At 69.9% G+C, this 24088-nt stretch carries 28 protein-coding genes and 1 tRNA gene; 20 read left to right on the top strand and 9 right to left on the bottom strand.

Annotated features, from left to right (window positions below):
* Positions 1–117: 117 nt before the first annotated feature.
* Entirely contained in the window at positions 118–396 is a 279-nt protein-coding gene (locus ACLBYE_RS02720; RefSeq protein ID WP_042671541.1) for a hypothetical protein, read from the top strand.
* 15 nt (positions 397–411) lie between these two features.
* On the opposite strand, the gene ACLBYE_RS02725 is transcribed toward ACLBYE_RS02720, so the two are convergent.
* The 4 genes from ACLBYE_RS02725 to ACLBYE_RS02740 form a co-directional block, all read right to left on the bottom strand.
* Positions 412–2016: a Na+/H+ antiporter gene (locus ACLBYE_RS02725; protein ID WP_447692944.1), complete on the bottom strand. Its 1605-nt coding sequence runs from the start codon at positions 2014–2016 to the stop codon at positions 412–414.
* A 118-nt stretch (positions 2017–2134) separates the two neighbouring features.
* Positions 2135–2647: an MmcB family DNA repair protein gene (locus ACLBYE_RS02730; protein WP_447692945.1), complete on the bottom strand. Its 513-nt coding sequence runs from the start codon at positions 2645–2647 to the stop codon at positions 2135–2137.
* A 115-nt stretch (positions 2648–2762) separates the two neighbouring features.
* Positions 2763–3539, bottom strand: coding sequence for a cobalamin-binding protein (locus ACLBYE_RS02735; RefSeq protein ID WP_447692946.1), 777 nt, complete (start codon positions 3537–3539; stop codon positions 2763–2765).
* 16 nt (positions 3540–3555) lie between these two features.
* Entirely contained in the window at positions 3556–4077 is a 522-nt protein-coding gene (locus ACLBYE_RS02740) for a DedA family protein (RefSeq protein ID WP_447692947.1), read from the bottom strand.
* A gap of 136 nt (positions 4078–4213) precedes the next feature.
* On the opposite strand from ACLBYE_RS02740, the gene pdxY reads away from it, so the two are divergent.
* The 9 genes from pdxY (at position 4214) to ACLBYE_RS02785 (ending at position 11283) form a co-directional block, all read left to right on the top strand.
* A complete protein-coding gene (pdxY, locus tag ACLBYE_RS02745) occupies positions 4214–5062 on the top strand; it encodes a pyridoxal kinase PdxY (RefSeq protein ID WP_020092476.1) in 849 nt (282 codons plus the stop codon).
* A gap of 57 nt (positions 5063–5119) precedes the next feature.
* Positions 5120–6004 carry a PhzF family phenazine biosynthesis protein gene (locus ACLBYE_RS02750; RefSeq protein ID WP_447692948.1) on the top strand — a complete coding sequence of 295 codons (885 nt, stop codon included), beginning with the start codon at positions 5120–5122 and terminating at the stop codon, positions 6002–6004.
* A complete protein-coding gene (locus ACLBYE_RS02755; protein ID WP_447692949.1) occupies positions 5997–6731 on the top strand; it encodes an NUDIX hydrolase in 735 nt (244 codons plus the stop codon). Before ACLBYE_RS02750 ends, ACLBYE_RS02755 begins: the two co-directional genes overlap by 8 nt.
* A 180-nt stretch (positions 6732–6911) precedes the next feature.
* The gene (locus ACLBYE_RS02760; RefSeq protein WP_447692950.1) at positions 6912–7910 is read left to right on the top strand and encodes an ABC transporter substrate-binding protein; all 999 of its coding nucleotides are present in this window, start codon (positions 6912–6914) and stop codon (positions 7908–7910) included.
* Between the two features lie 124 nt (positions 7911–8034).
* On the top strand, positions 8035–10305 hold the full coding sequence (gene glgX, locus ACLBYE_RS02765) for a glycogen debranching protein GlgX (protein ID WP_447692951.1): 2271 nt from the start codon (positions 8035–8037) through the stop codon (positions 10303–10305).
* A 154-nt stretch (positions 10306–10459) separates the two neighbouring features.
* A tRNA-Ser gene (locus ACLBYE_RS02770) sits at positions 10460–10549 on the top strand.
* A gap of 79 nt (positions 10550–10628) precedes the next feature.
* Positions 10629–10889, top strand: a complete 261-nt coding sequence (locus tag ACLBYE_RS02775) for a hypothetical protein (protein WP_447692952.1) — start codon at positions 10629–10631, stop codon at positions 10887–10889.
* A 36-nt stretch (positions 10890–10925) separates the two neighbouring features.
* Positions 10926–11120 (top strand): helix-turn-helix domain-containing protein, encoded by a 195-nt coding sequence (locus ACLBYE_RS02780; RefSeq protein WP_447692953.1) that lies wholly within the window; start codon positions 10926–10928, stop codon positions 11118–11120.
* Position 11121: 1 nt separating this feature from the next.
* A complete protein-coding gene (locus tag ACLBYE_RS02785) occupies positions 11122–11283 on the top strand; it encodes a hypothetical protein (RefSeq protein WP_447692954.1) in 162 nt (53 codons plus the stop codon).
* Positions 11284–11688: 405 nt separating this feature from the next.
* Here ACLBYE_RS02785 and ACLBYE_RS02790 read toward each other — a convergent pair whose 3' ends face one another.
* Positions 11689–12129, bottom strand: a complete 441-nt coding sequence (locus ACLBYE_RS02790; RefSeq protein WP_447692955.1) for a hypothetical protein — start codon at positions 12127–12129, stop codon at positions 11689–11691.
* A gap of 130 nt (positions 12130–12259) precedes the next feature.
* A complete protein-coding gene (locus ACLBYE_RS02795) occupies positions 12260–12448 on the bottom strand; it encodes a hypothetical protein (RefSeq protein WP_447692956.1) in 189 nt (62 codons plus the stop codon).
* Between the two features lie 604 nt (positions 12449–13052).
* On the opposite strand from ACLBYE_RS02795, the gene ACLBYE_RS02800 reads away from it, so the two are divergent.
* The 3 genes from ACLBYE_RS02800 to ACLBYE_RS02810 all read left to right on the top strand — a co-directional run bounded on the left by ACLBYE_RS02800 (position 13053) and on the right by ACLBYE_RS02810 (position 15549).
* Positions 13053–13373 (top strand): hypothetical protein, encoded by a 321-nt coding sequence (locus ACLBYE_RS02800; RefSeq protein ID WP_447692957.1) that lies wholly within the window; start codon positions 13053–13055, stop codon positions 13371–13373.
* A gap of 264 nt (positions 13374–13637) precedes the next feature.
* Positions 13638–14225, top strand: a complete 588-nt coding sequence (locus ACLBYE_RS02805; protein ID WP_447692958.1) for a hypothetical protein — start codon at positions 13638–13640, stop codon at positions 14223–14225.
* 958 nt (positions 14226–15183) lie between these two features.
* Positions 15184–15549: a c-type cytochrome gene (locus ACLBYE_RS02810; protein WP_029360307.1), complete on the top strand. Its 366-nt coding sequence runs from the start codon at positions 15184–15186 to the stop codon at positions 15547–15549.
* Positions 15550–15806: 257 nt separating this feature from the next.
* Here ACLBYE_RS02810 and ACLBYE_RS02815 read toward each other — a convergent pair whose 3' ends face one another.
* The 3 genes from ACLBYE_RS02815 to ACLBYE_RS02825 all read right to left on the bottom strand — a co-directional run bounded on the left by ACLBYE_RS02815 (position 15807) and on the right by ACLBYE_RS02825 (position 16757).
* A complete protein-coding gene (locus tag ACLBYE_RS02815; RefSeq protein ID WP_331297869.1) occupies positions 15807–16160 on the bottom strand; it encodes a hypothetical protein in 354 nt (117 codons plus the stop codon).
* Positions 16161–16286: 126 nt separating this feature from the next.
* Positions 16287–16421, bottom strand: a complete 135-nt coding sequence (locus tag ACLBYE_RS02820; RefSeq protein WP_020096204.1) for a hypothetical protein — start codon at positions 16419–16421, stop codon at positions 16287–16289.
* 69 nt (positions 16422–16490) lie between these two features.
* On the bottom strand, positions 16491–16757 hold the full coding sequence (locus ACLBYE_RS02825) for a hypothetical protein (RefSeq protein ID WP_447692959.1): 267 nt from the start codon (positions 16755–16757) through the stop codon (positions 16491–16493).
* Between the two features lie 220 nt (positions 16758–16977).
* Between ACLBYE_RS02825 and ACLBYE_RS02830 the strand changes: the two genes are divergently transcribed.
* The 7 genes from ACLBYE_RS02830 (at position 16978) to ACLBYE_RS02860 (ending at position 24071) form a co-directional block, all read left to right on the top strand.
* Positions 16978–18249 (top strand): nucleotide sugar dehydrogenase, encoded by a 1272-nt coding sequence (locus ACLBYE_RS02830; RefSeq protein ID WP_447692960.1) that lies wholly within the window; start codon positions 16978–16980, stop codon positions 18247–18249.
* A gap of 115 nt (positions 18250–18364) precedes the next feature.
* A complete protein-coding gene (locus ACLBYE_RS02835) occupies positions 18365–18982 on the top strand; it encodes a CoA-binding protein (protein ID WP_447692961.1) in 618 nt (205 codons plus the stop codon).
* Between the two features lie 210 nt (positions 18983–19192).
* Positions 19193–19654, top strand: a complete 462-nt coding sequence (gene rplM, locus ACLBYE_RS02840) for a 50S ribosomal protein L13 (RefSeq protein ID WP_012318175.1) — start codon at positions 19193–19195, stop codon at positions 19652–19654.
* Between the two features lie 2 nt (positions 19655–19656).
* Complete coding sequence (gene rpsI, locus ACLBYE_RS02845; RefSeq protein WP_012318176.1) at positions 19657–20142, top strand: 30S ribosomal protein S9; 486 nt, start codon at positions 19657–19659, stop codon at positions 20140–20142.
* A gap of 170 nt (positions 20143–20312) precedes the next feature.
* On the top strand, positions 20313–21263 hold the full coding sequence (gene argC / locus ACLBYE_RS02850; protein WP_447692962.1) for an N-acetyl-gamma-glutamyl-phosphate reductase: 951 nt from the start codon (positions 20313–20315) through the stop codon (positions 21261–21263).
* Positions 21264–21404: 141 nt separating this feature from the next.
* A complete protein-coding gene (locus ACLBYE_RS02855; protein WP_447692963.1) occupies positions 21405–22748 on the top strand; it encodes a coagulation factor 5 8 type domain-containing protein in 1344 nt (447 codons plus the stop codon).
* Between the two features lie 78 nt (positions 22749–22826).
* Entirely contained in the window at positions 22827–24071 is a 1245-nt protein-coding gene (locus ACLBYE_RS02860) for a hypothetical protein (RefSeq protein ID WP_447692964.1), read from the top strand.
* Positions 24072–24088 lie beyond the last annotated feature (17 nt).

Raw genomic sequence — 24088 nt, forward strand, 5'->3', positions numbered from 1 at the left:
AGCGTGGCGGTTTTTGGGCAATAAACCGGAACCGCCGAGCTGACGGCCAAGTTATCAGCGCAACAGGGGATCTCGGCACCTCAGCGCTGCCGAATATTAAACGTCGGACGACCCGTCATGTTCAATGCTCGCACCCGCACCAGCTTCGGCCGCAAGAACATCGCCGTCTTCGCCGCGCTCGCCATCTCGTCGCTGGCCGCCACGCCCTTCGTGATGAGCGCCACCCGCGCGCTCGCCACGTCCGAAGACCAGCCGGTGGCCGCGACCCTGCGGGTCGAGCCTGTGGAGGTCGCCCCCGTGGCGGCCGCGCCGAAGGCTGAGGGAAGCTGCCTGCGCAAGGTCCGGGTGGTCTACAGCGGCTACGGCCAGTCGGCGGACGGCTGCGCGGCCCACTGACGCCCGCGCTCCGACTCAGCCGTGGGCCGGTGCGGTCCCGGCCAGACGCTTGAGATGGAGTTCCTCCAGGTCGATCTCCGTCTCGAGCTGCCGCATTACCGAGCTGTGGATCCGGTTCTGCCGGTGCAGGTCGATCAGGGCCGACCGGCCTGAGCGCACGGCGAGCAGCGCGGCGGCGAAGTGCTCGGTCTTCTCGGCCTCCAGCGCCGCCCGCTCGTCGCGGTCCCGCGAGGCCGCCCGCACCCGGCGGCGGTACTCCTCCACGAGGCGCGGGTGCTTCAGCGCCCCGGTCTCGGCGAACACCAGGCCCTGCAGGGCGGCGAGCCCGGCCTCGTTCACGACGACGCGGGCCATCGGCGCGTCGAGGTGGCCCTCGGGGAGGTGCGCCACGGGGTCGAGGCGGAGGCTGCGGATCAGCGGCCCCAGGGTCGTGCCCTGCACGAGCACGGTGAACAGGATCACCGCGAAGGCCGCGACCAGGATCGCGTCGCGGCCGGGGAAATCCACCGGCAGCGCCAGGGCGGCCGCCAGGGTCACGACCCCGCGCATGCCGGCCCACCCGACGATCAGCGGCACGGCCGGGTTCGGGGCGGGCTCCTGCGCGCGGACCCGCGGCGACAGGAGCCGCCGCAGGTAGACGGCCGGGAACACCCAGAGCAGGCGGGCGACGACGCAGGTCGCCGTGACGGCGAGCGCCAGCGGCAGCTCCGCCGCGAGCGCGCCCATCTGGCCGCCGGTCCGGGCGAGCACGCCCCGGAGCGCCAAGCCGATCAGCACGAAGACGAGGGCCTCCAGCACGAAGACCACGAATTCCCACACCGCCACGGAATGGCGGCGGGCATGCGCGTCGAAGGTCTCGTGCTCCCGGCCGCCCATCATCAGGCCGCAGGCGACCACGGCCAGGACGCCGGAGGCGTGGATCTCCTCGGCCGCGAGGTAGGCGACGTAGGCGGCGAGGAAGCTCAGCACCGTGATGGCGTTCGCGTCGTGCATCCGCCGCATCACCAGGGTCACCGCCACCCCGCACGCGATCCCGACCGCGACACCCGCCACCGCGAGCCACGCGAAGCTGCCGGCCGCCGCCCAGGCGCTGAAGGTGCCGGTGAGCGCCGCCGCCACCGCGAAGCGGTAGAGCACGAGGCCCGAGGCGTCGTTCACGAGGCTCTCGCCTTCCAGGACCGTGATCATCCGGCGGGGCAGGGCGACGCGGGCCAGCACCGCCTTGGCGGCCACCGCGTCCGGCGGCGAGACGATGGCGCCGAGGGCGAAGCAGGCGGCCCAGGGCAGGGACGGCACCACCGCGTGGGCGACGAGCCCGACCACGAGGGTCGTGAACAGGACCGCGCCGAGGGACAGGGACAGGATCGGGCCGAGGCTCGCCCGGAAGTCGCGCCAGACGGTGAAGTAGGCGGATTCGAGCAGGAGCGGCGGCAGGAACAGGACCATGATCAGGTCCGGGTCGAGATCGAAGGCCGGCAGGCCCGGCACCACCGCCAGCGCCATGCCGCCGACGACGAGGGCGGCGGCCGGCGGGAAGCCGAGACGCCCGGCCGCCAGCGACAGCAGCAGGGCCGCCCCGAGGAGGCCGAGGATCAGCTCGAACAGGGCGACGGATGTCATCGGTGGATCGGGCCCGGCGCCGGAGTTCCGGCAAGCGCGGCCGTTCTAGGACGTTTCCCGGTCGGATGAATACCGCGTCGGCCGTGGGTCCGCCGAGGGTCCCGGTACGGTCAGCGACCTACAGCGCCCCTTCCCGCACTGCGCCCGGATCGGCCAGCGCGTGCAGGATGCGCGCGGCGCTGTGGGCGAAGCGCAGCGTCACGGCCTTGCGGCGGGCGCCGCTCAGCGGGTGCTCCGGCGGCTCGCGCAGGATCCCGGCCCCGTAGGCGTCGGCGACGATCAGACCGCACTCCTCCGGGATCAGCGCCTCGGGCACGTCCTCGGGGATGGCGAAGAAGAACCGGTCGCAGAAATCGCGGTAATCCGGCCATTTCCGGTCGGCGCGGAAATCGGCCACGCTCGACTTGATCTCCACGATGGTGAGCTTGCCGGCGCCGCAGAGCGCGATCACGTCGGCGCGGCGTCCGTTGACGAGGGAGAATTCCGGCAGGGTGACGCAGCCCATCTCGGAGAACAGCCGGCGCACGCCGCGCTGGATGCGCAGGGCCATGGGCGATTGCCGCCGGTCGGGCGGCAGCAGCCCCTCGACGGCCGGGGGCGCGGAATCGGGAAGGCCGAGGGAAGCGGACATCGAGCTCGGGGGATGCGTCTGCGGGTGCGTCTGTACCGAATCGGGACATCCTGCCAAGTCGCGCCCGGTCCGTCACCTGCGGCGCGGCATCGCCCCACGCATCACCCCGGGACGATCACCCGAGGCAGGCCCGGATCGCGTCGTACCCGTCGGTAAGGGCGGCCGGGCCGGGCTGCAGGATCAGCGGCGACTTGATCTCGTGGACGCGCCCGTCGCGGACCGCCGGGATCGCCGCCCAGCCGGGCCGGGACCGGATGCGCTCGACATTGACCCGCTTCCCGCACCACGAGGCGAGGATCACGTCGGGCGCGGCCGCGATCACCTGCTCGGCGGTGACGATCCGGTCCTTCGCGGCCGGCTGGCGGCTCAGCTCCGGGAAGACGTCCCTGCCGCCGGCGAGGCCGATCAGGTCCGAGACCCAGCCGATGCCGGAGATCATCGGCGCGTCCCACTCCTCGAAGTAGACGCGCGGGGGCGGCCGGTCCCGGACCGCGGCGGCGGCCGCGGCCAGCCGCGCCTCGAGGCCCGCCGCCAGGGTCTCGGCCCTCTCCGGCAGACCCACGAGGGCGCCGAGCGTGCGCACCATCGCGAGGCAGCCCGCCACGTCGCGCTGGTTGAACAGGTGGACCGCCACGCCCGCGCGGGCGAGGTCGGCGACGATGCCGGCCTGGAGGTCCGAGAAGGCCAGGACGAGGTCCGGCGCCAGCGCCAGGATCTTCGGGATGTCCGCGCTGGTGAAGGCCGAGACGCGCGGCTTCTCCCGGCGGACCCGGGGCGGGCGCACCGCGTAGCCCGAGACGCCGACGATCCGCTCCTCTGCGCCCAGGAGGTACAGGGTCTCGACCGTCTCCTCGGTGAGGCAGACGATCCGCTCGGGCGGGAAGCGGCGCATCAGCGGTCGGGCCGCATCACCGGTCGAGCCACGTGAGCAGCCCGGCCCCGGGGGCCAGCAGCACGAAGGCCCAGATCAGGGCGGAGGCGACGTTGGCCAGCTGAAACGGCAGCCGCGACAGGCCGAGGATCCCGGCGAAGAGCGGGACCAGGGCGCGGGCCGGCCCGAAGAAGCGCCCCAGGGCCACCGCGGCGATGCCCCACCGACCGATGAAGGCCTCGGCCTTGGCCATCAGCTCGGGATAGCGCCGCAGGGGCCACTTGGTCTTTGCCCCCGGCCCGAGCCAGCGCCCGGCCTCGTACGAGATCCAGTCGCCGAGGGCGGCCCCGACCGCGGCGGCGATCACCACTGGCCAGAACGGGATATCGGCGCCACCCACGAGGGCCCCGATGCCGACCAGGATCACGGTCGCCGGGACGAACAGCGACAGGATCGCGATCGATTCGCAGAAGGCGAGGCCGCCCGCTATGACCGGCGTCCAGGCCTTGTGCGCCTCCACGAAGGCGAGGGTCGAGGTGCGCAGGGCTTCGATGTCCATGGGGCTCCGAAGGGGGCTCTGGGGATGTGAGGAGGGTCGGTCCCATCTGAGGCGCACGGGGGAGGGCGGCAAGGGACAGGGGTGCGGTCGGCGCGGGAACCGGCTAACCGTAGCGGGACAACGAGCGAGTCCCGCGTTGAACGTCCTGTCGATCCAGTCCCACGTCGCCTACGGCCATGTCGGCAACGCCTCCGCGGTGTTCCCGATGCAGCGGCTCGGAGTCGAGGTCTGGCCGGTCCACACGGTGCAGTTCTCCAACCACACCGGCTACGGCGCGTGGCGCGGCCCCGTCTTCGACGCGGCGATGATCCGCGAGGTGGTGCGCGGCATCGGCGAGCGCGGCGTCCTGGGCCGCTGCGACGCGGTCCTGTCGGGCTACATGGGCTCGGCCGAGATCGGCGCCGCGATCCTGGAGGCGGTGGACGCCGTGCGGGCGGCGAACCCGCGGGCGCTCTACTGCTGCGACCCGGTGATCGGCGACGTCGAGGAGGGCGTCTACGTGCGCCCCGGCATCGAGGCGTTCCTGCGCGAGCGCGCGGTCCCGGCCGCCGACATCCTCACCCCCAACCAGTTCGAGCTCGGCCTGCTCACCGGCCTGCCGAGCGGCACCCTGGCGGAGGCCGGGGCCGCGATCGCGGCGCTCCGGGCGCGCGGGCCGCGGGTGGTCCTGGTCACCTCGGCGCTCTGCGCCGACACGCCCGCCGACAGCATCGACCTGCTCGCGGGCGCGGAGGGGCGGGTGTTCCGGGTTCGGACGCCGCGGCTCGCCATCGCGGTGAACGGGGCCGGCGACTGCATCGCGGCGCTGTTCCTGGTGCACTACGCCCGGACCGGCTCGGCCGAGGCGGCGCTGGGCGCCGCGGCGGCCTCGATCTACGGGCTGCTCAAGCGCACCGCCGAGGCGGGATCGCGGGAGATCCTGACGGTCGCCGCGCAGGAGGAGTACGTGAACCCGAGCGCGCGGTTTCCGGTCGAGGCGGTCTGAGGCGCCCCCGGCAAACCGCTCCGTCCAAGTCCGCAGAGAGCAGCAAGGATCGACACGATGGCGCGCCGCTTCGTCACCCTCGACGTGTTCACCGAGCGGAGGCTCGCCGGCAATCCCCTCGCCGTGGTGCTCGACGCGGAGGGGCTCGACACCGCCGCCATGCAGGCCATCGCGCGGGAGTTCAACCTGTCGGAGACGGTCTTCGTCCTCCCGCCCACGGAGGCCCGGCACCGGGCGGCGCTGCGCATCTTCACCCCCGCCCGGGAGCTTCCCTTCGCCGGTCACCCGACGGTGGGCACCGCCGTGCTGCTGGCGCTGCAGGACCCGACCCGGGGCGACGCCCGCGCCTTCGGCCTGGAGGAGGGGATCGGCATCGTCCCCTGCGTGGTCGAGACCCTGGCGGACGGGACCGGCGGCCGGGCCCGGTTCCGGCTCCCGGTCCTGCCGGACTACCTCGGTCCGGGGCCGGAGCCCGCGGTGCTGGCGCCGCTGCTGGGCCTCGAGCCCGGGGACATCGGCACCGGCCGGCACGCGCCGAGCCGCCACGGCGTGGGGCCGACCTTCACCTGCGTGCCGGTCGCGTCGGTGGCCGCCCTCGACGCCGCCCGGACGGCCCAGGCGCCCGATCCGGCCGACGGGCTCTACCTCTACACCCCGGATCCCGAGGGCACCGGCCCGCGCTGGCGCGTCCGCATGTTCGCACCGAATGTCGGCGTCCCGGAGGATCCCGCTACCGGCTCGGCGGCCTCCGCCTTCGCGGGGGTGCTGATGCAGTTCGAGGCGCTGGGCGACGGCACTCACGACGTGGCGATCCGCCAGGGCGAGGCGATGGGTCGGCCGAGCGACATCGCGCTCCAGCTCACGATCGCGGCCGGCGCCCTGCAGGGCGTCGAGATCGGCGGCGCCGCCGTGATCCTGTCGGACGGCACCCTGCATGTCTGACGGCCACTCTGACGGCGTCTCCGACGGTTTCCGAATCACCCGCGTCGCGGACGTGGCGGCGCGGTTCGTGGAGCACGACTGGGCCTTTCCTCAGGCCCACGCGGCCGCCATCGCGGCCCACTGGCAGGCCCGGCTGCGCCGCAGCCCCGGCATGTTCGACGGCACCGTCCTGCTGTGCTGCGACCACGCCGTCGCCGACGGGGTCGCCCGCCTCGACCTGTTCGCGACGCGCTACGCGACCTTCACCTACTACCGGGACAGGCCCCACGTAGAGGCCCGCATCGCCAACGCCTTCGCGGCGATCGTGCCCTGGACGGCGGACGGTGCCGTCCTGCTCGGCGAGATGGGCCCCCACACGGCCAATGCCGGCCAGCTCTACTTCCCCTGCGGCACCCCGGATCCGGACGACGTGCGCGGCGCGCGGGTCGATCTCACCGGCAGCGCCGCCCGGGAACTCGCCGAGGAGACCGGCCTCGCGCTGCCGGACGAGGCCGAAACGGAATGGGTTCTGCTGGAGGGGGAGGGCCAGCTCGCCTTCCTCCGGCCGGTGCGCTTCCCCGAGCCGGCCGCGCAGCTCGTGGCGCGCATCGCCGACCATCTCGGCGCCGAGGCGGAGCCGGAACTCGCCGGGATGCACGTGGTGCGGGGCCGCGACGACATCGATCCCGCGCGGATGCCGGGCTTCGTGCGGGCCTACCTGGCGGATGCGTTCCCGCCCGCCCGCTGATCGGCACGGCGCGCGGGGAAAAACATTCGTCTCCCCGCGGAGGTCGGCCGGATGTTGTCTCGTTTCCCGACCGCGGGCAATACAGATTTCCGTTTCATTGACCGCCCTTTTATCAAGCATAAACTCGGCCTTCCACCGAACAGCCCCGCACGAAGCGGGCAGCGTATCCCGGTAGGCCCCATGTTCATCCGATCTCACTTGCGGCCCGGTGGCCGCCGGCTCGCCGGGGCGCGGCTCGCGACCGCACTGATGCTGGCCACGATGACCCTGGCCACCGTGACGCTGGGTCCGGTGGCCGCCCGCGCGGACGAGGTCGTCCTGCGGGTCGGCGACCAGAAGGGCGGGAACCGGTCGCTCCTCGAGATCGCCGGCTACGCGAAGGATCTGCCCTACCGGATCGCGTGGTCGGAATTCCCCGCCGCCGCGCCGATCCTGGAGGCGCTCAACGCCGGCGCCCTCGATGTCGGCTACACCGGCGACCTCTCCTTCCTCACGGTCGTCGCGGCCGGGGCACCGATCAAGGCGATCGGCGGCACCAAGTCCGATCCCCGGACGCAGGCGATCCTGGTCCGCGCGGAGTCTCCGATCCGCTCGGCCGCGGATCTGAGGGGGAAGCGGCTCGCCGGCACCCGCGGCGGCTGGGGCCAGTTCCTGATCAGCGCGACGCTGGAGAAGGCCGGGATCGCGCCGTCCGAGGCCACCTTCGCGCCACTCAACCCGGTCGACGCGAAGGTCGCGCTGATGGCCGGCTCGGTGGATGCCTGGGCGGTCTGGGAGCCCTACGTCGCGTTCGCGACGCTCAAGGACAAGGCCCGGCCGATCGCGGACGGCGCGGGCCTCACGCCGACCATCACCTTCATCGTCGCATCGGACAGCGCCATCGCCACCAAGCGGGCGGCGCTGCAGGACTTCCTGAGCCGCCTGAACCGGGCGCGACTCTGGTCGCTGGACCATCTCGACGCCTACGCCCGGAACACGGCCGCGCTGACCAAGATGCCGGAGGACGTCCTGCGCGCGGCCTACACGGCGCAGCGGACGCGCCCGATCGCGCTCGACGAGGGCGTCGTGAAGGAGGTCCAGGACGCCTCGGACCGGGCGACGCGGTACGGCATCCTGTCGAAGACGCTCGACGTCGGCCGGGCCGTGGACCGGAGCTTCACGGAAGCGGCCTCGAACTGAGGGAGGCGCGGTCGTCACGCCCCGCGATTTTTGCGGCACTGCGGGAGCTTCGCTGTTTCCGGCACGTTCACCAGGGGCTCCCCGCAGCGGCACGTGGCCGGGCGGGTCGCGTTCCGGAGTGTCCATGTCCGATTCCCGTCGTCCCGCATCGCAGGCCCGCGCGACCCGCTCGCGCATCCAGGAAGGCCAACCCTATCCCCTCGGCGCCACCTGGGACGGGCTCGGGGTCAATTTCGCGCTGTTCTCGGCTCACGCCACCAAGGTCGAACTCTGCCTGTTCGACGACCAGGGTGAGCAGGAGATCGAGCGCATCGAGCTGCCCGAGTACACGGACGAGATCTGGCACGGCTACCTGCCCGACGCGCGCCCCGGCACGATCTACGGCTACCGCGTCCACGGCCCCTACGAGCCGAAGGCCGGGCACCGGTTCAACCCCAACAAGCTGCTGATCGACCCCTACGCCAAGGGGCTCGTCGGATCGATCACCTGGAACCCGGCCCTGTTCGGCTACCAGATGGAGACCGGCGACGACCTGACCTTCGACGAGCGCGACAGCGCCCCCTACACGCGCCGCTCCCGCGTCATCGACCCGGCCTTCACCTGGGGGCGCCACCGCAAGCCGCTGATCCCCTGGGAGAAGACCATCGTCTACGAGGCCCACGTCAAGGGCATGACCAAGCTCGACCCGCGGGTGCCGGAGAAGCTGCGCGGCACCTATGCCGGCCTCGGCACCCGGGACGTGCTCGACTACATCAAGAGCCTCGGGGTCACCTCGGTGGAGCTGCTGCCGGTCCACTCTTTCGTGCAGGACGATTACCTGCAGCAGAAGGACCTGGTGAATTACTGGGGCTACAACACGATCTCGTTCTTCACCCCCGCACGGCGTTACGCCGCGGTGCCGGATTTCGCCTTCTCCGAGTTCAAGGAGATGGTCTCGCGCTTCCACGGCGCCGGCCTCGAGGTGATCCTCGACGTGGTCTACAACCACACCGCCGAGGGCAATGAGAAGGGCCCGACCCTGTCGTTCAAGGGCGTCGACAACGCCTCCTACTACCGGCTGCTGCCGAACGAGCCGCGCTACTACATCAACGACACCGGCACCGGGAACACATTCAACCTGTCGCACCCGAGGGTGCTGCAACTCGTCACCGACTCCCTGCGCTACTGGGCGCAGGAGATGCAGGTCGACGGTTTTCGCTTCGACCTCGCGACGATCCTCGGCCGCGAGCCCTACGGCTTCGACGAGGGCGGCGGCTTCCTCGACACCTGCCGGCAGGACCCGGTGCTCAACAACGTCAAGCTGATCGCCGAGCCGTGGGATTGCGGCCCGGGCGGCTACCAGGTCGGCGGCTTCCCGCCCGGCTGGGCCGAGTGGAACGACCGGTTCCGCGACGACGTCCGCGCCTACTGGAAGGGCGACGGCGGCCTGCTGCCGGACCTGGCGGCTCGGGTCTCGGGCTCGGCCGACAAGTTCAACAAGCGCGGGCGCAAGCCTTGGGCCTCGGTGAACTTCCTCACCGCCCACGACGGCTTCACCCTGCACGACACGGTCTCGTACAACGACAAGCACAACGAGGCGAACGGCGAGGGCAACCGCGACGGCCACTCGCACAACCTCTCGTACAATTACGGAGTGGAGGGCCCGACGGACGATCCCGAGATCCGGGCGGTGCGCCTGCGCCAGATGCGCAACATGCTGGCGACCCTGTTCCTGTCCCGCGGCACGCCGATGCTGCTCGCCGGCGACGAGTTCGCTCGGACCCAGAAGGGCAACAACAACGCCTACTGCCAGGACAACGAGGTCTCGTGGCTCGACTGGGGAGCGATCGGCGACGAGGAGCGGGATCTCGCCGAGTTCACCCAGCGCCTGATCATCCTGCGCAACGCCCTGCCGATCCTGAGCCGCGGGCGGTTCCTCACCGGCCAGTACGACGAGGAGTTCGGCGTCAAGGACGTGACGTGGCTGCGGCCGGACGGCAGCGAGATGGCCGGCGAGAACTGGTCGGACGGCGAGGCCCGAGCCTTCGCGGTCCAGCTCGACGGGCGCGCCCAGGCCACCGGCCTGCACCGCCGCGGCGGCGACGCGACGCTGCTGATCATGTTCAACGCCTACCACGACCTCGTGACGTTCACGCTGCCGGAATCGGTCGGCGGTGTGGCCTGGACGCGGCTCCTCGACACCAACCTGCCCGACAGCCAGGACGTGGAGAGCTTCAAGTTCGGCTCCGGCTACGACGTGACCGGGCGCTCGCTCCTGATGTTCGTGCTGAAGCCCGAGGATAGCCCGGGCGTCGAGGACAACGCCATGGAGCGCTCCTACCAGCACGTGATGCAGGCCTTCGAGCGGGCGAACGTGGAGCATGTCCGCTTCCACCTCGACGAGGCGGAGGGGTAAGGCGAGGGGGTGAGAAACGCGGCCGGGCGGTTTTCGCATCGCCCGGCCGTCTGCGCCTTGCGCAGGACGGCGCACCCGGCTAACAGCACGGCACCGCGCGGCCCTGGCCGCGCCCGGCGCGCGGCGTGCGCGCTCGGGTGCCCGGTTCGCGGACGGAGGGGTGGCCGAGTGGTTGAAGGCGCACGCCTGGAAAGTGTGTATACCGGAAACGGTATCGCGGGTTCGAATCCCGCTCCCTCCGCCAACTTGCATTGAAATAACTGAAGAATTTCTGAGGCGAGCGCCTCCGCCCCACCATCTACCCCACCAGCAGACGGTTCGTGATGGCGAAGGAAGCTCCGACCGTCTCCGAGCTGCGCAAGGCCGCCGAGATCACCGATCAGGAGATCGACGCCGCGGTCGACGCCGTGCTCGCGGATCTGGCGACGGAGGCCTACCCGCTCGCGAAGGGCTGGACCCTTGATCTCGTCGAGACGCTGCGCACGAACACCCGCGCGGCCGAGGCGCTGACCACCGACAAGCCGGCATGGAAGCGCAACATGGTCCGGACCGCGATCCTGCTGGCGCACCCGGTGAAGGGGTAGGCAGTGCGCGGATCTGCCCAAGCCGGCACTTCGCCTGTGCCCGCCGGCCTGCTCATCCGCAACAGGCGTCGCGAACTGGGACTGTCGCAGGACGATCTCGCCCGACAGCTTGGCATCCCGCAGGGATTGATCAGCAAGCTGGAGCGCGGTCTCGGCGGCGATCAGCACGCCCCGCGGGTCTTGGCTGCGCTTTCAGCAGAGGCTCAAGCGGCACCTGTGGTGCAAGCGTAAGATGGGCGATGAGGCCGATCCGGTCCTCGAAGCCGTCGCCGCGCTGCGGGCCGCCGGCATCGTGGTCGAGCCGATCGGCGACGAGCTCGAACGCTGGCAGGTCGGAGACTTCCACTTCTCGGATGCCGACCTGTGGCGCTCGCCGCGAGCCGCGGACTCGTAGAGGATGGCGAATCGCTGTAGCCCGGCGCCTTGCCGAAGGTTCCATCGCCTCAAGGCGCCCGGCCGCGTCAGGATCTACGCCCGCGCGTGCTGGCAGCGCTGACGTCCGAGCCGGCGACCGCTACCGAGATCGCAGAACGTGCCGGCATCCCCGGGCGGGAGCGCGGCATGCACGCTGCCCGGGCGCTAACGCGGCTGGAGGCTGACGGCTTTGCGAGCAGCGAGACGCGCCGGAACTGGACTCGATGGCGCTTGGCTCCTGAGAAATGACGGACTCGACCCAGGGTGGACACAAAATAGATCCGTTCGCAGGTGAGTTGAACCACGCTGCCTAGGACCGTGCGCAAACGAGCCTGGTGGCCAGTGGGTCGGGCGCGTTTCATTGCCACCGCAGCCCGGCCCGCTGTCATCGCGGCGGCCGCTCCCGCTTCCGCACGATCCGAGCCTCATCCGGCACGGTGACCATGTGCGTCGGCCACTCCAGGCAGGCGGCCGCGATCGCCACGGTCAGCGGATAGGCGGTGGCGAGGTGCAGCTCGACGTTGCCGCCGGTCTCGCGCCAGATCTCGACCGTGTAGGGGTCACCCGGCGGCACCGGCGGAATTTTTTTGGCTGGCGGCGGCAGCGTGATTGCGGCGAGGCAGAGGTGCTCGTACTTCCGCGCGGGCGGCGCCCCGGGCGCGCGCTGGTAGCGGCACGAGGCCGTCAGGTGCCGGAGCAGGTCGAGCGTCGAGATGTCGGCCCCGTAGCGGTCGATCAGGCTGGCGACGGTGTAGCGGCCCGAGCGCTTGCAGGTCGCGCAGTCGACGTACACCCGACCGTGCGTTGCATCCCTCAGGCGCCTCATTCTGGCGGCCCTCCGTTCGCGAACGAACATGGAACAAGCCTGAGGCGGAGACGCGCTTCAACCGGCGGCGGCCATGTCGCGCGAAGTCGTGGTGGAGCGGTGTGGATGGCGCCCGGAAAGCCGAGACCCGTCAGGCGCTTCGGCCGACCCGAGCGGCGTATTCCCAGACCGGCGGCCCCCAGGTCTGACCCGGCTTCGTCCGGTAGCCGCTGAACCGGTCGAACACGATCCGGTCCGCCTCCACGCCAACGACCTTGCTGTCGTTGACCATCAGCGCGCCGGCATACTCGACCTGCAGGAAGCCGTGCTCCGGGTGCACGCCGAACAGCTGCTCCGCGGTCCAGCCCAGCCGGTGCGCTTCGGCGCCGTGCTAGTCGAGGAAGGCCAGTGCATTGGCCCGCATCGCCGCCCACCGCGTCGGGGTCAGACACCGGCACGGCGAGGCGTGCTCGGACAGGCGCTCGATCTAGTCACGCCAGGAGGCGACGGCGGGCGGGAGGTCGGACATGCCGGGGCGGTAGCGCGAGAGGGTTAATGGGAAGTCAACCCGAAATGGGCACCTGCGCTCGCTTCTCTGAGGCGGGATTGCCACCTTCGTAGTGAACCATCCCGGTTCATCGCCCGTGACGCTCCGTGTGCCTCGTCGCAGTTCATTCCGACACGATATCTTTGGGCCGTCTACGAGACTCGAATGGCCCTTTTCGCGATCATAGCCCCATCCAACTCGCTGCCCCTTGCGGCTGCCATGGAGCGTGAGTTCCCAGGCGACTATTTCACGATCGCTCCGGGCCAGTTCGCCGTGTTCGTCCCTAGTGGGACGACGCAAGAGATCGCCCGCAGGGTCGGCGCTGAAGGCCAAGTTGGACATTTCATGGTGTTCCCGCTGACCAATTGGTGGGGTGGCACCGAAAGGATCTATGGGAGTGGCTGTCCGCAAAGGCGACGGCATGAGCGCGGGGCAGGATCCGGGTTCAGGGCCGCCTCCGTCGGCTCAAAGCGGGCAGCCAATTGAGCTGTACCCTATGACCGATATCCGCTTCGTCATGATGCTCATCGGAGACCTCAATGCGAAGGTTGACCGCCTGATCGCAGATGTCGGCGAGCAGAACAAGAAGCTCAGCGATGTGCGCGACAAGATTACCTTCGTTCGGGGCGCGGTGTGGGTTCTCGGCGGATTAATGACGCTGCTGACGGTTGGCCTCGGCTGGTACTTGAAAGAGCACCTTCAGATCACCCTGAAGTAGGGGCGCCATCAATTAGCAGCGTTGGACAAAGCAGTTGCCCGCTCGGCCCCGCCCCGATCTGCTCACGGGGCGGGGAGCGCCTAATCTCAGCAGCGTGTGAGCCGAGCCGATACGCAACTTGAGTCAGAGCAGTATGGCCGGCGGGCGCTACCAGATCCGCCCGTAAAGAGAAGGCGGCGCTTCTGTGCTGAAGAACATTCAGGGTCGATACCATTTGTTAACCAGCCTTGTTCACGCCTGATTGAGCATAGGCTGGAGTGAGTCGTGTCCCCGCATTTCGCTTTTCCACCCGGATCCTCCGAGATTGGGTTTAGTGAGATACGCGGTGCACCTACAGGCACTGACCTTCAATACGTTCTAACCCTAACCCATCGGCTTAGCGAAGAAGTGCTTTGCGCCAAATTAAGTGGGAGGAAACCTTTAGAACAACATATAACGAAATTAGTCATTATTGCAATAGAGCTGAAAAAAATAGGCGTCCAATACCCTACCTCATTGAAATACGCTTTAGATATACCCTCTCAGGCAAGCGCAGCAGAGCTGGGCGAGTCCGAACGTTTGGGTAAACTTAAGGGGTACGTCGAAGCAGTCACATCGGAACATGTGCAAGGCTGGGCTTTGAATGAGGGATTGGCCGGCAAGGCGGCCGAACTCGAAATAGTAGTGAACAGAGTTCCGGTAGCCGTCGTCAGCGCGAATATATTCCGAGGGGATTTGGCTGAGGCAGGCTTAGGATCAGGTTATCACGCTTTCATGCACAGGTTTGATGCTTCAATTTCTCTGATCCAAAACAAAAAAGTCGTAGTTCGGCGGCGCTCTGATAGAGCTCTGCTTCAGGCAATATTAGACTGAATCGAAACACGTGTCGGCCATGAGAAAGCCCGCGCCGGCGGACCGGGCGAGCTTACGACTTCACCAAGTCCGCAAATCTTTCTCGGCCTGGTACGCTGGAGGCTTATGCATCCCTCGGGCGACGAGGCTGGACCAGAGGACAGCTGCCGCCATGATGCCGAGCGGTGCAGCGACGGTGAGAACGAGGGTCAGGGCCATGGATAAATGGTCTGATGGACTGAACCTGGAGTCCAGCCCAGGATGCCGATTATAGGTTGTTTTCGGTCGGTTGATGCATCCAAATCACGTGTGCGCGCTCAAGGCTTGTGCGCACAAAAAGGCCCCGCGCGGCGGTGCCGGCGGGGCTGAGTAGATCCCTGGGAGGAATGCCGGATCGTCGCAAGCGGTGGGCCAATTAGGCGCAGTCAGCGCTTGCGGCGCAGCGCGGGATGATGGGCCGAGTGCAGATCTCGTTCCGTCGGATCTCCCATGAAGCTGCGCCTGCCGGCGCCGCGATGGCGCGGACCGCCACGGTGCCGGAGCCCCGCCCGCCGGCGATCCGGCTGCCGCTCGCCGCCTAGCGTCGCACGCCCGTCCAGGGACTCGGCAGGGCTCGCCGCGGCGGGCCCTTTCTCGTGCAAGCCGTCCGCGGCTCCCCGGGCGAGACGGATTTTCTGGCGCGGGGCGGATTATCGTGCCTCGGCGCACGTCAACATTCCGACATGCCAAACTTGGAAGAGTTCTCAGGTTCGCCGTCCCCTTCCGTATCCCTTTGCGGGCAGAACGGGCCGTGCGCGGGCGGCGGCCCGCCAACTGGCGGCGACCGGGCCCGAAGGGCTGTACCGCGGCCGGCACGAATCTCGAGATGATGTGAGACAGGGCACAATATAATCTGCGCTCAGGCTCAGATTTTTTCGCTTGCATCGCGCGTTTTTTCTGCCAAAACCGCGAAGCTTATCTTCTGGATTGGGGTTTATACATGCGTATGCTCGCAATCGGCGCAGTTCTCGCCGTTGTCATGCCTCTCGCCGCGCAGGCCCAGGACGCCGGCGACGCCGCGGCCGGCGAGAAGGCGTTCGCCCCCTGCAAGGCGTGCCACAACTTCCAGAAGAACGGCGTGGGTCCCGACCTGAAGGGCGTCGTCGGCCGCAAGGCGGGCACCTACGAGGGCTACAACTACTCCGCCGCCCTCAAGAACTCCGGCATCACCTGGGACGAGGCCAACCTGCACGAGTGGCTGAAGAACCCGAAGACGAAGGTGCCCGGCAACAAGATGATCTTCCAGGGCATCGCGGACGACAAGAAGATCAACGACCTCATCGCCTATCTGAAGACCCAGTCCTAAGTCGGACAGGTCCCGGACCGAGGATCCGCGCGGTCTCTCGCCGCGCATCCGCTGCGATCGACCCCGCCCGGCCTGGCCGAGCGGGGAATTTGTCGTTGCTTCGAGAGCAGTCGGCAAAAATAGTCTTGGTTTCTCTTCGCGAGAGCTTCCCATCGCGCAGGAAGATGCTACTCTAGGCGCAGTCGCTCGGCGTAACGCACCGGGCGTCCTCAACCTTCAGCCCCGCCGGCACCCGCCGCGCGGGGCTTTTTCGTGACTCAGCGCCCGCTGCCGGAGGACAGGCTCGACCCGACGCTCCCGGAAAGCTGGCTCGGCGTTCCGAGCTGGGTGCCGTTCGGGTTGGTGTCCAGGCTGAGATCAGGGGACACGAGGCCGCCCGGCGCGGGGTTGGTCGACTGGGCCGGCTCGAAGGCCTGCCGGCCGCCGGCCAGCGGGATGACGACCCGGTCCTGCCGGATCGTGGTCTCGCAGAGACCCTGGCAAATCGGGACCGTGAGGTCGGTCTCCTGGCAGATCGCCTTCATCTCGCCCCGGATGCACGTGCAGCGGCACAGCGCCGAGGCGGGAGCGGGCAGCGCCAGCAGAGCGGCGGCGAGCATGAACAGGCGCATGATGATCGACCTCATTGCCCGCGACTGGGCGATCGGGGCTCGGCGGAGCTCATAGCACGGCGCGCCCCTGAGCCCGAACGCGCCGGCGCTCCGGAAGCCACTTCGCGGGCCGGAAAGGCTCGTCGCTCAGCCGGCCGTGACGCGACGGTAGCTCGCCGCGAAGGCCTCGGCGGCCTCGCGCGTCAGATCGGTCACCACCAGTCCGGCGGTGTAGACGGTCCACCGTCCGTTCTGATCTTCCGTGATGCAGATTTCGGCCATCGGGCACCTCCACTCCACGCCACAACAAAGCCGAGCGAACCTGACGAGTTCCTGAACCACGCCGGGCGATCAAGCCTCCGGCGCGCCGTCCTCCCGGAGGATACGGACGGGCCGGAAGGCGCGCGCGGACACCGCGGCCTCGACCCAGGCGCGGGCCGCCGCGGCCGCGGGGTGATCGGCGAAGGCGGCCGGGCGCGGCGGCCATTCCGACCCGGATTGGACGACGTAGCCGCGCGTGCCCGCGGCGCAGGGGCCGACGTAGCCGAAGACCTTCCCGGTCCCGTCGACGAGGTCGGTGCAGTGGACCGGCCCCTCGGTCCAGCGGAGATCGGCCATCCTCACCCCCCACGGTCTCGCCCCGTGCTCAACCCTGTCAGCGGTCCGGGGACGCGCTCCGCGCGGGCCGAGGCGAGTCGACGCCGGCGCGGACCGCCCCTATACGCGCCCGGCGGCCGGATCGTCATCGGCGCCTTCCGAGCCCGCAGAGGGATCCGGCGTGGCTGACGGAGCGGCAGACGGTTCAGGGGAAGGCCCGGCGGACCGCTCGGCGGACAGCGTGGCGATCGTCGGCCTGGGCTATGTCGGGCTCCCGCTCGCCCTGGCGTTCGGCCGGGGGCTGCCCACGATCGGCTACGAGCGCGCCGCCGACAAGGTGGCGGCCTACCGGGCCGGGCACGACCCGGCCGGGGAGATCGACGCGGAGGCGTTCCGGGCCGCCGCACAGCTCACGATCACCGACGACCCGAACGCGCTGGGCGCGGCGGACGTGATCGTCGTCACGGTCCCGACCCCGGTCGACGCGGCCCAGTGCCCCGATTTCGACCTGCTGGTCCGGGCCTCGGACCTCGTCGGCCGGCACATGCGGCCGGGCGCGACCGTGGTGTTCGAATCGACGGTCTATCCCGGCGCCACCGAGGAGGTCTGCATCCCGGTCCTGGAGCGGGCCTCGGGCCTGCGCTGGAAGACGGATTTCTTCGTCGGCTACTCACCCGAGCGGATCAACCCGGGCGACCGGGAGCACAGCCTCGCCCGGGTGGTGAAGATCGTCGCCGGCGACACGCCCGAGACCCTGGAGCGGTTAAAGGCCCTCTACGGGTCGATCATCGAGGCGGGGCTCCACGCCGCCTCGTCCATCCGGGTGGCCGAGGCCGCCAAGGTCATCGAGAACACCCAGCGCGACCTGAACATCGCGCTCATGAACGAGCTGTCGCTGATCTTCGACAAGCTCGACCTCGACACGCAGGAGGTCCTCGCGGCGGCGGGGACCAAGTGGAACTTCCTGCCGTTCCGCCCCGGGCTGGTCGGCGGCCACTGCATCGGCGTCGACCCGTACTACCTGACCCACAAGGCCGCAATGATCGGCTACCATCCGCAGGTGATCCTGGCCGGGCGGCGGATCAACGACAGCATGGCGGCCCACGTCGCCCGCGGCACGGTGAAGCGGATCGTCCGGCGCGGCGGGACCGGGCGGGCGCGGGTCGTCGTCCTCGGCCTGACCTTCAAGGAGAACTGCGCGGACCTGCGCAACTCGAAGGTCGCCGACCTCGTGCGGGAGCTGGAGGAATTCGGATGCGCCGTGTCGGTCCACGATCCCCGCGCCGGCGCGGCGGAGGCCCGGGCCGAGTACGGCATCGCCCTCGTCGACTGGGCCGACCTGCCCACCGAGGCCGACGCGGCCGTGATCGCGGTCCCGCACCGCGACTACGCCCGATTCGGCCCGGAGGCGATCGCCGCCTGGGTGAAGCCCGGCGGCCTGATCGTGGACGTGAAGGCGCTCTTCGAGAAGGCGCCGTTCGCGCGGCTGGGCTACGAGGTCTGGCGGCTGTGACGGCGGCCGCACCGAGGCCGCGACAGCGGCGCGACGCACAGCCAGAAGCGCGGCGCAGAACGCGGCGAGAAGCGCGACACGACCCGCGATCATCCGGACGACGAGGGAAGACGCCATGGACGAGACGGGCCACGAGAACCGGCCACCCGCGCCCAGCGACGCGGCAGCGCTCGCGGAGCGGCACACCCGCTACCCCGACGCGCAGATCCGCACGATCCTGAACGGCACGCGCACGATCGCGCTGGTGGGCGCCTCGGCGAATCCGGCGCGCCCGAGCTGGATCGTCCTGAAATACCTGCTCGACCGGGGCTACGCTGTGACGCCGGTCAATCCCGGCCTCGCCGGCCAGGACCTGCTCGGGCGCCGGGTGGCCGCCTCCCTCGCCGAAGTCCAGGCCGGGCTGGGCGACCAGCCGATCGACATGGTCGAGATCTTCCGAAACTCCGCCGCCGCCGGGCCGCTGGTCGACGAGGCGCTGGCGCTGACGCCGCCGCCGAAGATGATCTGGATGCAGCTCGGCGTGCGCGACGACGCGGCCGCCGCCCGGGCCGAGGCGCGCGGACTGACGGTGATCATGAACCGCTGCCCCAAGATCGAGTACGGCCGGCTCTCCGGCGAGATCGGCTGGACCGGCGTGAACTCCCGGATCCTCAGCGCCCGGAAGCCGGTGCTGGCGGCCAGGGGCGTCCAGAAGCTGACCATCGCGGAGCGGGGCCGGCGCTCCGACGGCTAGTGGTACTCTGGTACCTCAGCCGCCAACACGTTGAATAAAATAGCTTTTCCGTGATCTTAAACTTCCCTGTTGACCCAGCGTCCGGGGCCGTCTATGCACCCGGCACCGCCGCCGCGTGTGCCCCACGCGGCGGCTCGTTTTTCGGCACCCCGATGTCCGCGGATCCCGACGCGTCGGGGTCCGGTCCGTCGGAACCCCTGGGATTTGGCTATGAAGACCACCTCGCTGAAGCCCGCCGAGGTCGACAAGAAGTGGATCGTGATCGACGCGGAGGGCCTCGTCGTCGGCCGCCTCGCGTCGATCGTGGCGATGCGCCTGCGCGGCAAGCACAAGGCCGCCTACACGCCCCACGTCGATTGCGGCGACAACGTCATCGTCATCAACGCCGAGAAGGTGAAGTTCACCGGGCGTAAGTACAATCAGAAGAGCTATTTCTACCACACCGGCTATCCGGGCGGCATCAAGGAGCGGACTGCCAAGTTCATCCTCGAGGGCCGATTCCCCGAGCGCGTGGTGGAGAAGGCCGTCGAGCGCATGCTGCCGCGCGGCCCGCTCTTCCGCCAGATCCTCGGCAATCTCCGCGTCTACAAGGGCACCGAGCACCCGCATGAGGCCCAGCAGCCGCAGGCGCTCGACGTCGGCGCCCTCAACCGCAAGAACGTGAGCGCTTGATCATGGCGACCCTGCAGTCCCTCGCCGACCTCAACCGGTCGAACACCGGCGCGGTCGACCCCGCCAATGAGGCCCCCGTCCACGTCCAGAAGCTGGACGCGCAGGGCCGCGCCTACGCCACCGGCAAGCGCAAGGACGCGGTCGCTCGCGTCTGGATCAAGCCCGGCAACGGCACGGTCACGATCAACAAGCGCCCGGTGGAGACCTACTTCGCCCGCCCGGTGCTGCGCATGATCCTGCGCCAGCCGCTGGAGATCGCCGGCCGCGTCGACCAATACGACATCACCGTCACGGTGGCGGGCGGCGGCCTCTCCGGCCAGGCCGGTGCGGTGCGCCACGGCCTGTCGAAGGCCCTGACCTACTACGAGCCGGAGCTGCGCGCCCCGCTGAAGCGTGAGGGCTTCCTCACCCGCGACGCCCGCGTGGTCGAGCGCAAGAAGTACGGCCGCAAGAAGGCCCGCCGCAGCTTCCAGTTCTCGAAGCGCTGATACCCGGTCACACCGGTGTCACGGAGAGGGCGGTTCCTGCGGGAGCCGCCCTTTCGCGTTTTCACGCCGCAGCACGGTCGTTGACAGGCTGTCGCACCGCGCGCACCTGATTCCCGGCCGCGGTGCCCGACTCGGGCGACAAGGCATTTTTCTAGAGAGCGAGACGAGCGATGTCTGGCGCAGGCGCGACGAAGCCCACCGTGTTCATCGACGGAGAGGCCGGCACGACCGGTCTCGGCATCCGCGAGCGCCTGGAGCGCGACGGGCGGGTCGCCCTGCGCAGCATCGCGCCGGAGCACCGCAAGGATCCGGCGGCGAAGCGCGCGCTGCTCGCTGAGGTCGACCTCGTCGTGCTCTGCCTGCCGGACGAGGCCGCCAAGGAGACCGTTGCGCTGGCCGACAGCCTGCCCGGCGGCGGCCCGCGCGTCCTCGATGCCAGCACCGCCCACCGGGTCGCGGAGGGCTGGACCTACGGCTTCCCGGAGCTGACCCGGGAGCAGGGCGCGGCGGTGGCCCGCGCCCGGCGGGTCGCCAATCCGGGCTGCTACCCGACCGGCGGCGTCGCGCTCCTGCGCCCGCTGGTGGAGGGCGGCCTGATCCCGGCCGACCACCCGATCAGCGTGAACGCGGTCAGCGGCTACAGCGGCGGCGGCAAGAGCATGATCGAGGCCTACGAGCAGGGCACGGCGCCGCCGTTCCAGCTCTACGGCCTCGGCTTCGCCCACAAGCACCTGCCGGAATTGCAGCGCTACAGCGGACTCACCCGGCGGCCGATCTTCGTGCCGTCGGTGGGCAACTTCCGACAGGGCATGCTGGTGAGCGTGCCGCTCCACCTCGAGACGCTGCCGGGCCGGCCCACGGCCTCCGACCTCGAGGCGGCCCTGCGCGACTGGTACGCCGGTCAGAGGCTGGTGGAGGTGGTGCCGGGCGCCGGAACCGGTGCGCACCGCGAGAAGATCGAGCCGGAGGATCTCAACGACACCGACCGGCTGGAGCTGCGCGTGTTCGGCTCGTCCGAGCACGGGCAGGCGGTGCTGGTGGCGCGCCTCGACAATCTCGGCAAGGGCGCCTCCGGGGCGGCCGTGCAGAATCTCGGGCTGATGCTCGGACTCGACGGCTAGCCGACGGGCACGCCCCGTCGCCCTGCGACGGGGTCACCGAACACGCGTCCGCCTCGACAGAGTGGGCTCGGCCGGCGAAGAGAGGCGCTCGGGGGCTCGGGGCGCGGGCCCCGAACCGCTCCCTGCGCAGCGCGAGACGCGATGAACGGCGACCTGATCGATGCGGCGTTCGGCCGGCCCTGGCACGGCGCGGCACCCGCGGCCGGCCCGACCGACCGCCCGACCGTACCGCTAGGCTTCCAGGTCGATCTCGGCTTCCGCTGCCCGATCCGCCGCGTCGAGATCGCGGCCACCTCGACTTCGCCGCCGCTCCTCACCCTCTCCGACGATGGGCAGGCCTGGCGCGAGGCCGACCTCGACGCGGCCCGGAGCGGGGCCGAGGTCATGGTGCTGGTGCCCGGGGAGGGCGCCTGGGCGCGCCACGTCCGCGTCATCCCGGACGGGCCCGCCGGAAGCCCGCCGCCTGCGGTGCGGGTGCTGTGCGATCGGGCGGATTTCGACCTCATCGCCCTGCGGCGCGTGCTCGACGTGCCCTTCGACATGGCCGACGAGCGGCCCGGCGCGAACGCTTACGTCTCCTACCGCCTCGTCAGCGCCGAGCGGCCGCGCTCCCGCGCCCTGGTCGGACTCGCGCTCTACGAGTGCGGCGCCTTCGGCAACTGCCTGATCCAGCTGCTGCTCGCGATCGGCATCGCCCGCAACCTGAACCTGAAATACATCAAGCTCCCGGCCGCCGACCGGAGCGAGGTGATCGGCCTGACAGGCCCGCTGGCCTGCGGCGGCCTCACCTTCATCCCCGGCTCGGAGCCGCTGCCGGAGGCGGGCGCCTTCCTGTCGGGGATGTACTTCGACCTCGGGATCCAGCAGCTCGCCGGCATCCTCGGCCCCGACGAGACCCGGGACATCGTGCGGACCTGCATCCGACCGCTGTTCAACCGGCTGCCGGCGAGAATCCCCGCCAAGCCCGACGACGAGCTGCTGATCCACATCCGCTCGGGGGACATCTTCAGCACCTGGGTGGCGCCGACCTACCCGCAGCCGCCGCTCGCCTTCTACCAGATGGTGATCCGGCGGCTCCTGGCGGAGGGCCGCATCGCCCGGATCAAGATGGTGTTCGAGAACCGGCTCAACCCGGTGATCCCGGTGCTGGAAGCGTGGATCGCCGAGATCGGCGTGCCGCTGACGACCCAGAGCGGCTCCCTCATCGACGACGTCGCGGCGCTGATGAACGGGCGCTACCTCATCTTCGGGCTCGGCACGTTCGGGCCGGGGGTGTGCCAGCTCTCCGAGCACGTCGAGCAGGTCTTCTACTTCGCCTCAGGCTGGCCGCAGCATTTCAAGAGCATCCCGACCATCGGGCGGGTCGTGGAGGTGCTGGACGTCGCCGGCGGCTACACGAAGGTCGGAGAGTGGGACAACTCGCCCGAGCGCCGCGCGCTGATGCTCGCCTATCCGGCCGAGAACCTCGCCTTCGACGACGCCTGAGCCCGGCCCCGCCGCGGCCGCCTTGCCGAAGCCGGCAAAACCGGTGACAAGCCCTCGAGCCACCGCCGGAGGACAGACTTGGCCAGCGCTGACCCATCCCCGGAAGCCCTGTGCGTCAACGCCTTCGACATGCACCGGGCCGAGGTGCTGATACGGCTGCGGCGCCGGTTCCGGCCGCGCCACACCACCCTGGTCAGCTTCGCCGCCAAGTACCACTACGTCGAGAGCCAGCGCCGGCTAGTGGCCTCGGCCGCCGCCACGGGCGATTTCGACACGATCGAGAGCTGGTCCCCCGACCGGCTGCGCGAGACGCCGTTCTACCGGGAGCACCGCGAGATCCTCGACCGGTCCCGGGGGGCCGGCAACTGGGCCTGGAAGCCCTACGTCATCGCCGAGGCACTGGAGAAGCGCCGCGACGGCGATTTCATCGTCTTCAGCGACACCGGCATGCAGGCGGTCGGCGACGACCCGCTGCCGCCGGTGGCGCCGCTGCTCACATGGCTCGACGGCTCGGAGCGCCGGGTCGCGGTCGGCGTGCTGCACGGGAAGCCCCAGCGGGCCTGGACCAAGCGCGACTGCTTCGTGCTGATGGACTGCGACGCGGCGCGCTACTGGGACGCCGACCAGATCCAGGCCTCCTGGATTGCCTTCATGGTGAGCCCCGCCACCCGCCGGCTCGTGGCCGAGTGGCTGCGCTACGCGGGCGATCCACGGGTCGTCACCGACATCCCGAACCAGATGGGGCTGCCGGATCTCGAGGGCTTCATCGACCACCGCTTCGACCAGAGCATCCTGTCGAACCTGATCTACAAGCTCGAGCTGGAGATCCCGCCGCTGCGCCAGCCGTCCAAGCAGATCCGGACGCTGATCGACGAGATGGAGATGGACACGCTGGTGGCGATGCGCCCCTCCGACAACATCGCGCTGGGCAAGACCTGGACGGCGAGCTCCGCCTCGCCCTGGTCGGGCACCAGCGGCACCTACGGCGAGCGCACCACCGGCGACCCGTCCTTCTTCTTCCACACCGGGCTCGACCGGGATCCCTGGTTCGTCCTCGATCTCGGCGCGGTCGAGCGGGTCTCGGAGATCCGGATCTACAACCGGTGGGGGCAGCTCAGCGAGCGGGCGCAGCTGATGCGGGTCTGGCTGGGCGAGACCGACGGCGATTACCGCCTCGTCTTCGACGCCGTGGACGCCCACTGCCATCCCGGCCTGCCCCTCCACCTGCGGTTCGACAACGCGCGATTCCGCTACCTCAAGATCGATCTCGACGAGGAGCAGCACCTGCACCTCGACGGGATCGAGATCTTCGCGGCGCGCTGACGCCGTCCCGGATCGCG

It is taken from the genome of Methylobacterium sp. A52T, from assembly GCF_053346095.1.

Excerpts from the sequence above, each read along its gene's own strand:
- ACLBYE_RS02720 (WP_042671541.1), top strand. The coding sequence starts at position 118 with ATGTTCAATGCTCGCACCCGCACCAGCTTCGGCCGCAAGAACATCGCC.
- ACLBYE_RS02725 (WP_447692944.1), bottom strand. The coding sequence starts at position 2,016 with ATGACATCCGTCGCCCTGTTCGAGCTGATCCTCGGCCTCCTCGGGGCG.
- ACLBYE_RS02730 (WP_447692945.1), bottom strand. The coding sequence starts at position 2,647 with ATGTCCGCTTCCCTCGGCCTTCCCGATTCCGCGCCCCCGGCCGTCGAG.
- ACLBYE_RS02735 (WP_447692946.1), bottom strand. The coding sequence starts at position 3,539 with ATGCGCCGCTTCCCGCCCGAGCGGATCGTCTGCCTCACCGAGGAGACG.
- ACLBYE_RS02740 (WP_447692947.1), bottom strand. The coding sequence starts at position 4,077 with ATGGACATCGAAGCCCTGCGCACCTCGACCCTCGCCTTCGTGGAGGCG.
- ACLBYE_RS02750 (WP_447692948.1), top strand. The coding sequence starts at position 5,120 with ATGGCGCGCCGCTTCGTCACCCTCGACGTGTTCACCGAGCGGAGGCTC.
- ACLBYE_RS02755 (WP_447692949.1), top strand. The coding sequence starts at position 5,997 with ATGTCTGACGGCCACTCTGACGGCGTCTCCGACGGTTTCCGAATCACC.
- ACLBYE_RS02760 (WP_447692950.1), top strand. The coding sequence starts at position 6,912 with ATGTTCATCCGATCTCACTTGCGGCCCGGTGGCCGCCGGCTCGCCGGG.
- glgX (WP_447692951.1), top strand. The coding sequence starts at position 8,035 with ATGTCCGATTCCCGTCGTCCCGCATCGCAGGCCCGCGCGACCCGCTCG.
- ACLBYE_RS02775 (WP_447692952.1), top strand. The coding sequence starts at position 10,629 with ATGGCGAAGGAAGCTCCGACCGTCTCCGAGCTGCGCAAGGCCGCCGAG.
- ACLBYE_RS02785 (WP_447692954.1), top strand. The coding sequence starts at position 11,122 with ATGGGCGATGAGGCCGATCCGGTCCTCGAAGCCGTCGCCGCGCTGCGG.
- ACLBYE_RS02790 (WP_447692955.1), bottom strand. The coding sequence starts at position 12,129 with ATGAGGCGCCTGAGGGATGCAACGCACGGTCGGGTGTACGTCGACTGC.
- ACLBYE_RS02810 (WP_029360307.1), top strand. The coding sequence starts at position 15,184 with ATGCGTATGCTCGCAATCGGCGCAGTTCTCGCCGTTGTCATGCCTCTC.
- ACLBYE_RS02815 (WP_331297869.1), bottom strand. The coding sequence starts at position 16,160 with ATGCGCCTGTTCATGCTCGCCGCCGCTCTGCTGGCGCTGCCCGCTCCC.
- ACLBYE_RS02820 (WP_020096204.1), bottom strand. The coding sequence starts at position 16,421 with ATGGCCGAAATCTGCATCACGGAAGATCAGAACGGACGGTGGACCGTC.
- ACLBYE_RS02825 (WP_447692959.1), bottom strand. The coding sequence starts at position 16,757 with ATGGCCGATCTCCGCTGGACCGAGGGGCCGGTCCACTGCACCGACCTC.
- ACLBYE_RS02835 (WP_447692961.1), top strand. The coding sequence starts at position 18,365 with ATGGACGAGACGGGCCACGAGAACCGGCCACCCGCGCCCAGCGACGCG.
- rplM (WP_012318175.1), top strand. The coding sequence starts at position 19,193 with ATGAAGACCACCTCGCTGAAGCCCGCCGAGGTCGACAAGAAGTGGATC.
- rpsI (WP_012318176.1), top strand. The coding sequence starts at position 19,657 with ATGGCGACCCTGCAGTCCCTCGCCGACCTCAACCGGTCGAACACCGGC.
- argC (WP_447692962.1), top strand. The coding sequence starts at position 20,313 with ATGTCTGGCGCAGGCGCGACGAAGCCCACCGTGTTCATCGACGGAGAG.
- ACLBYE_RS02855 (WP_447692963.1), top strand. The coding sequence starts at position 21,405 with ATGAACGGCGACCTGATCGATGCGGCGTTCGGCCGGCCCTGGCACGGC.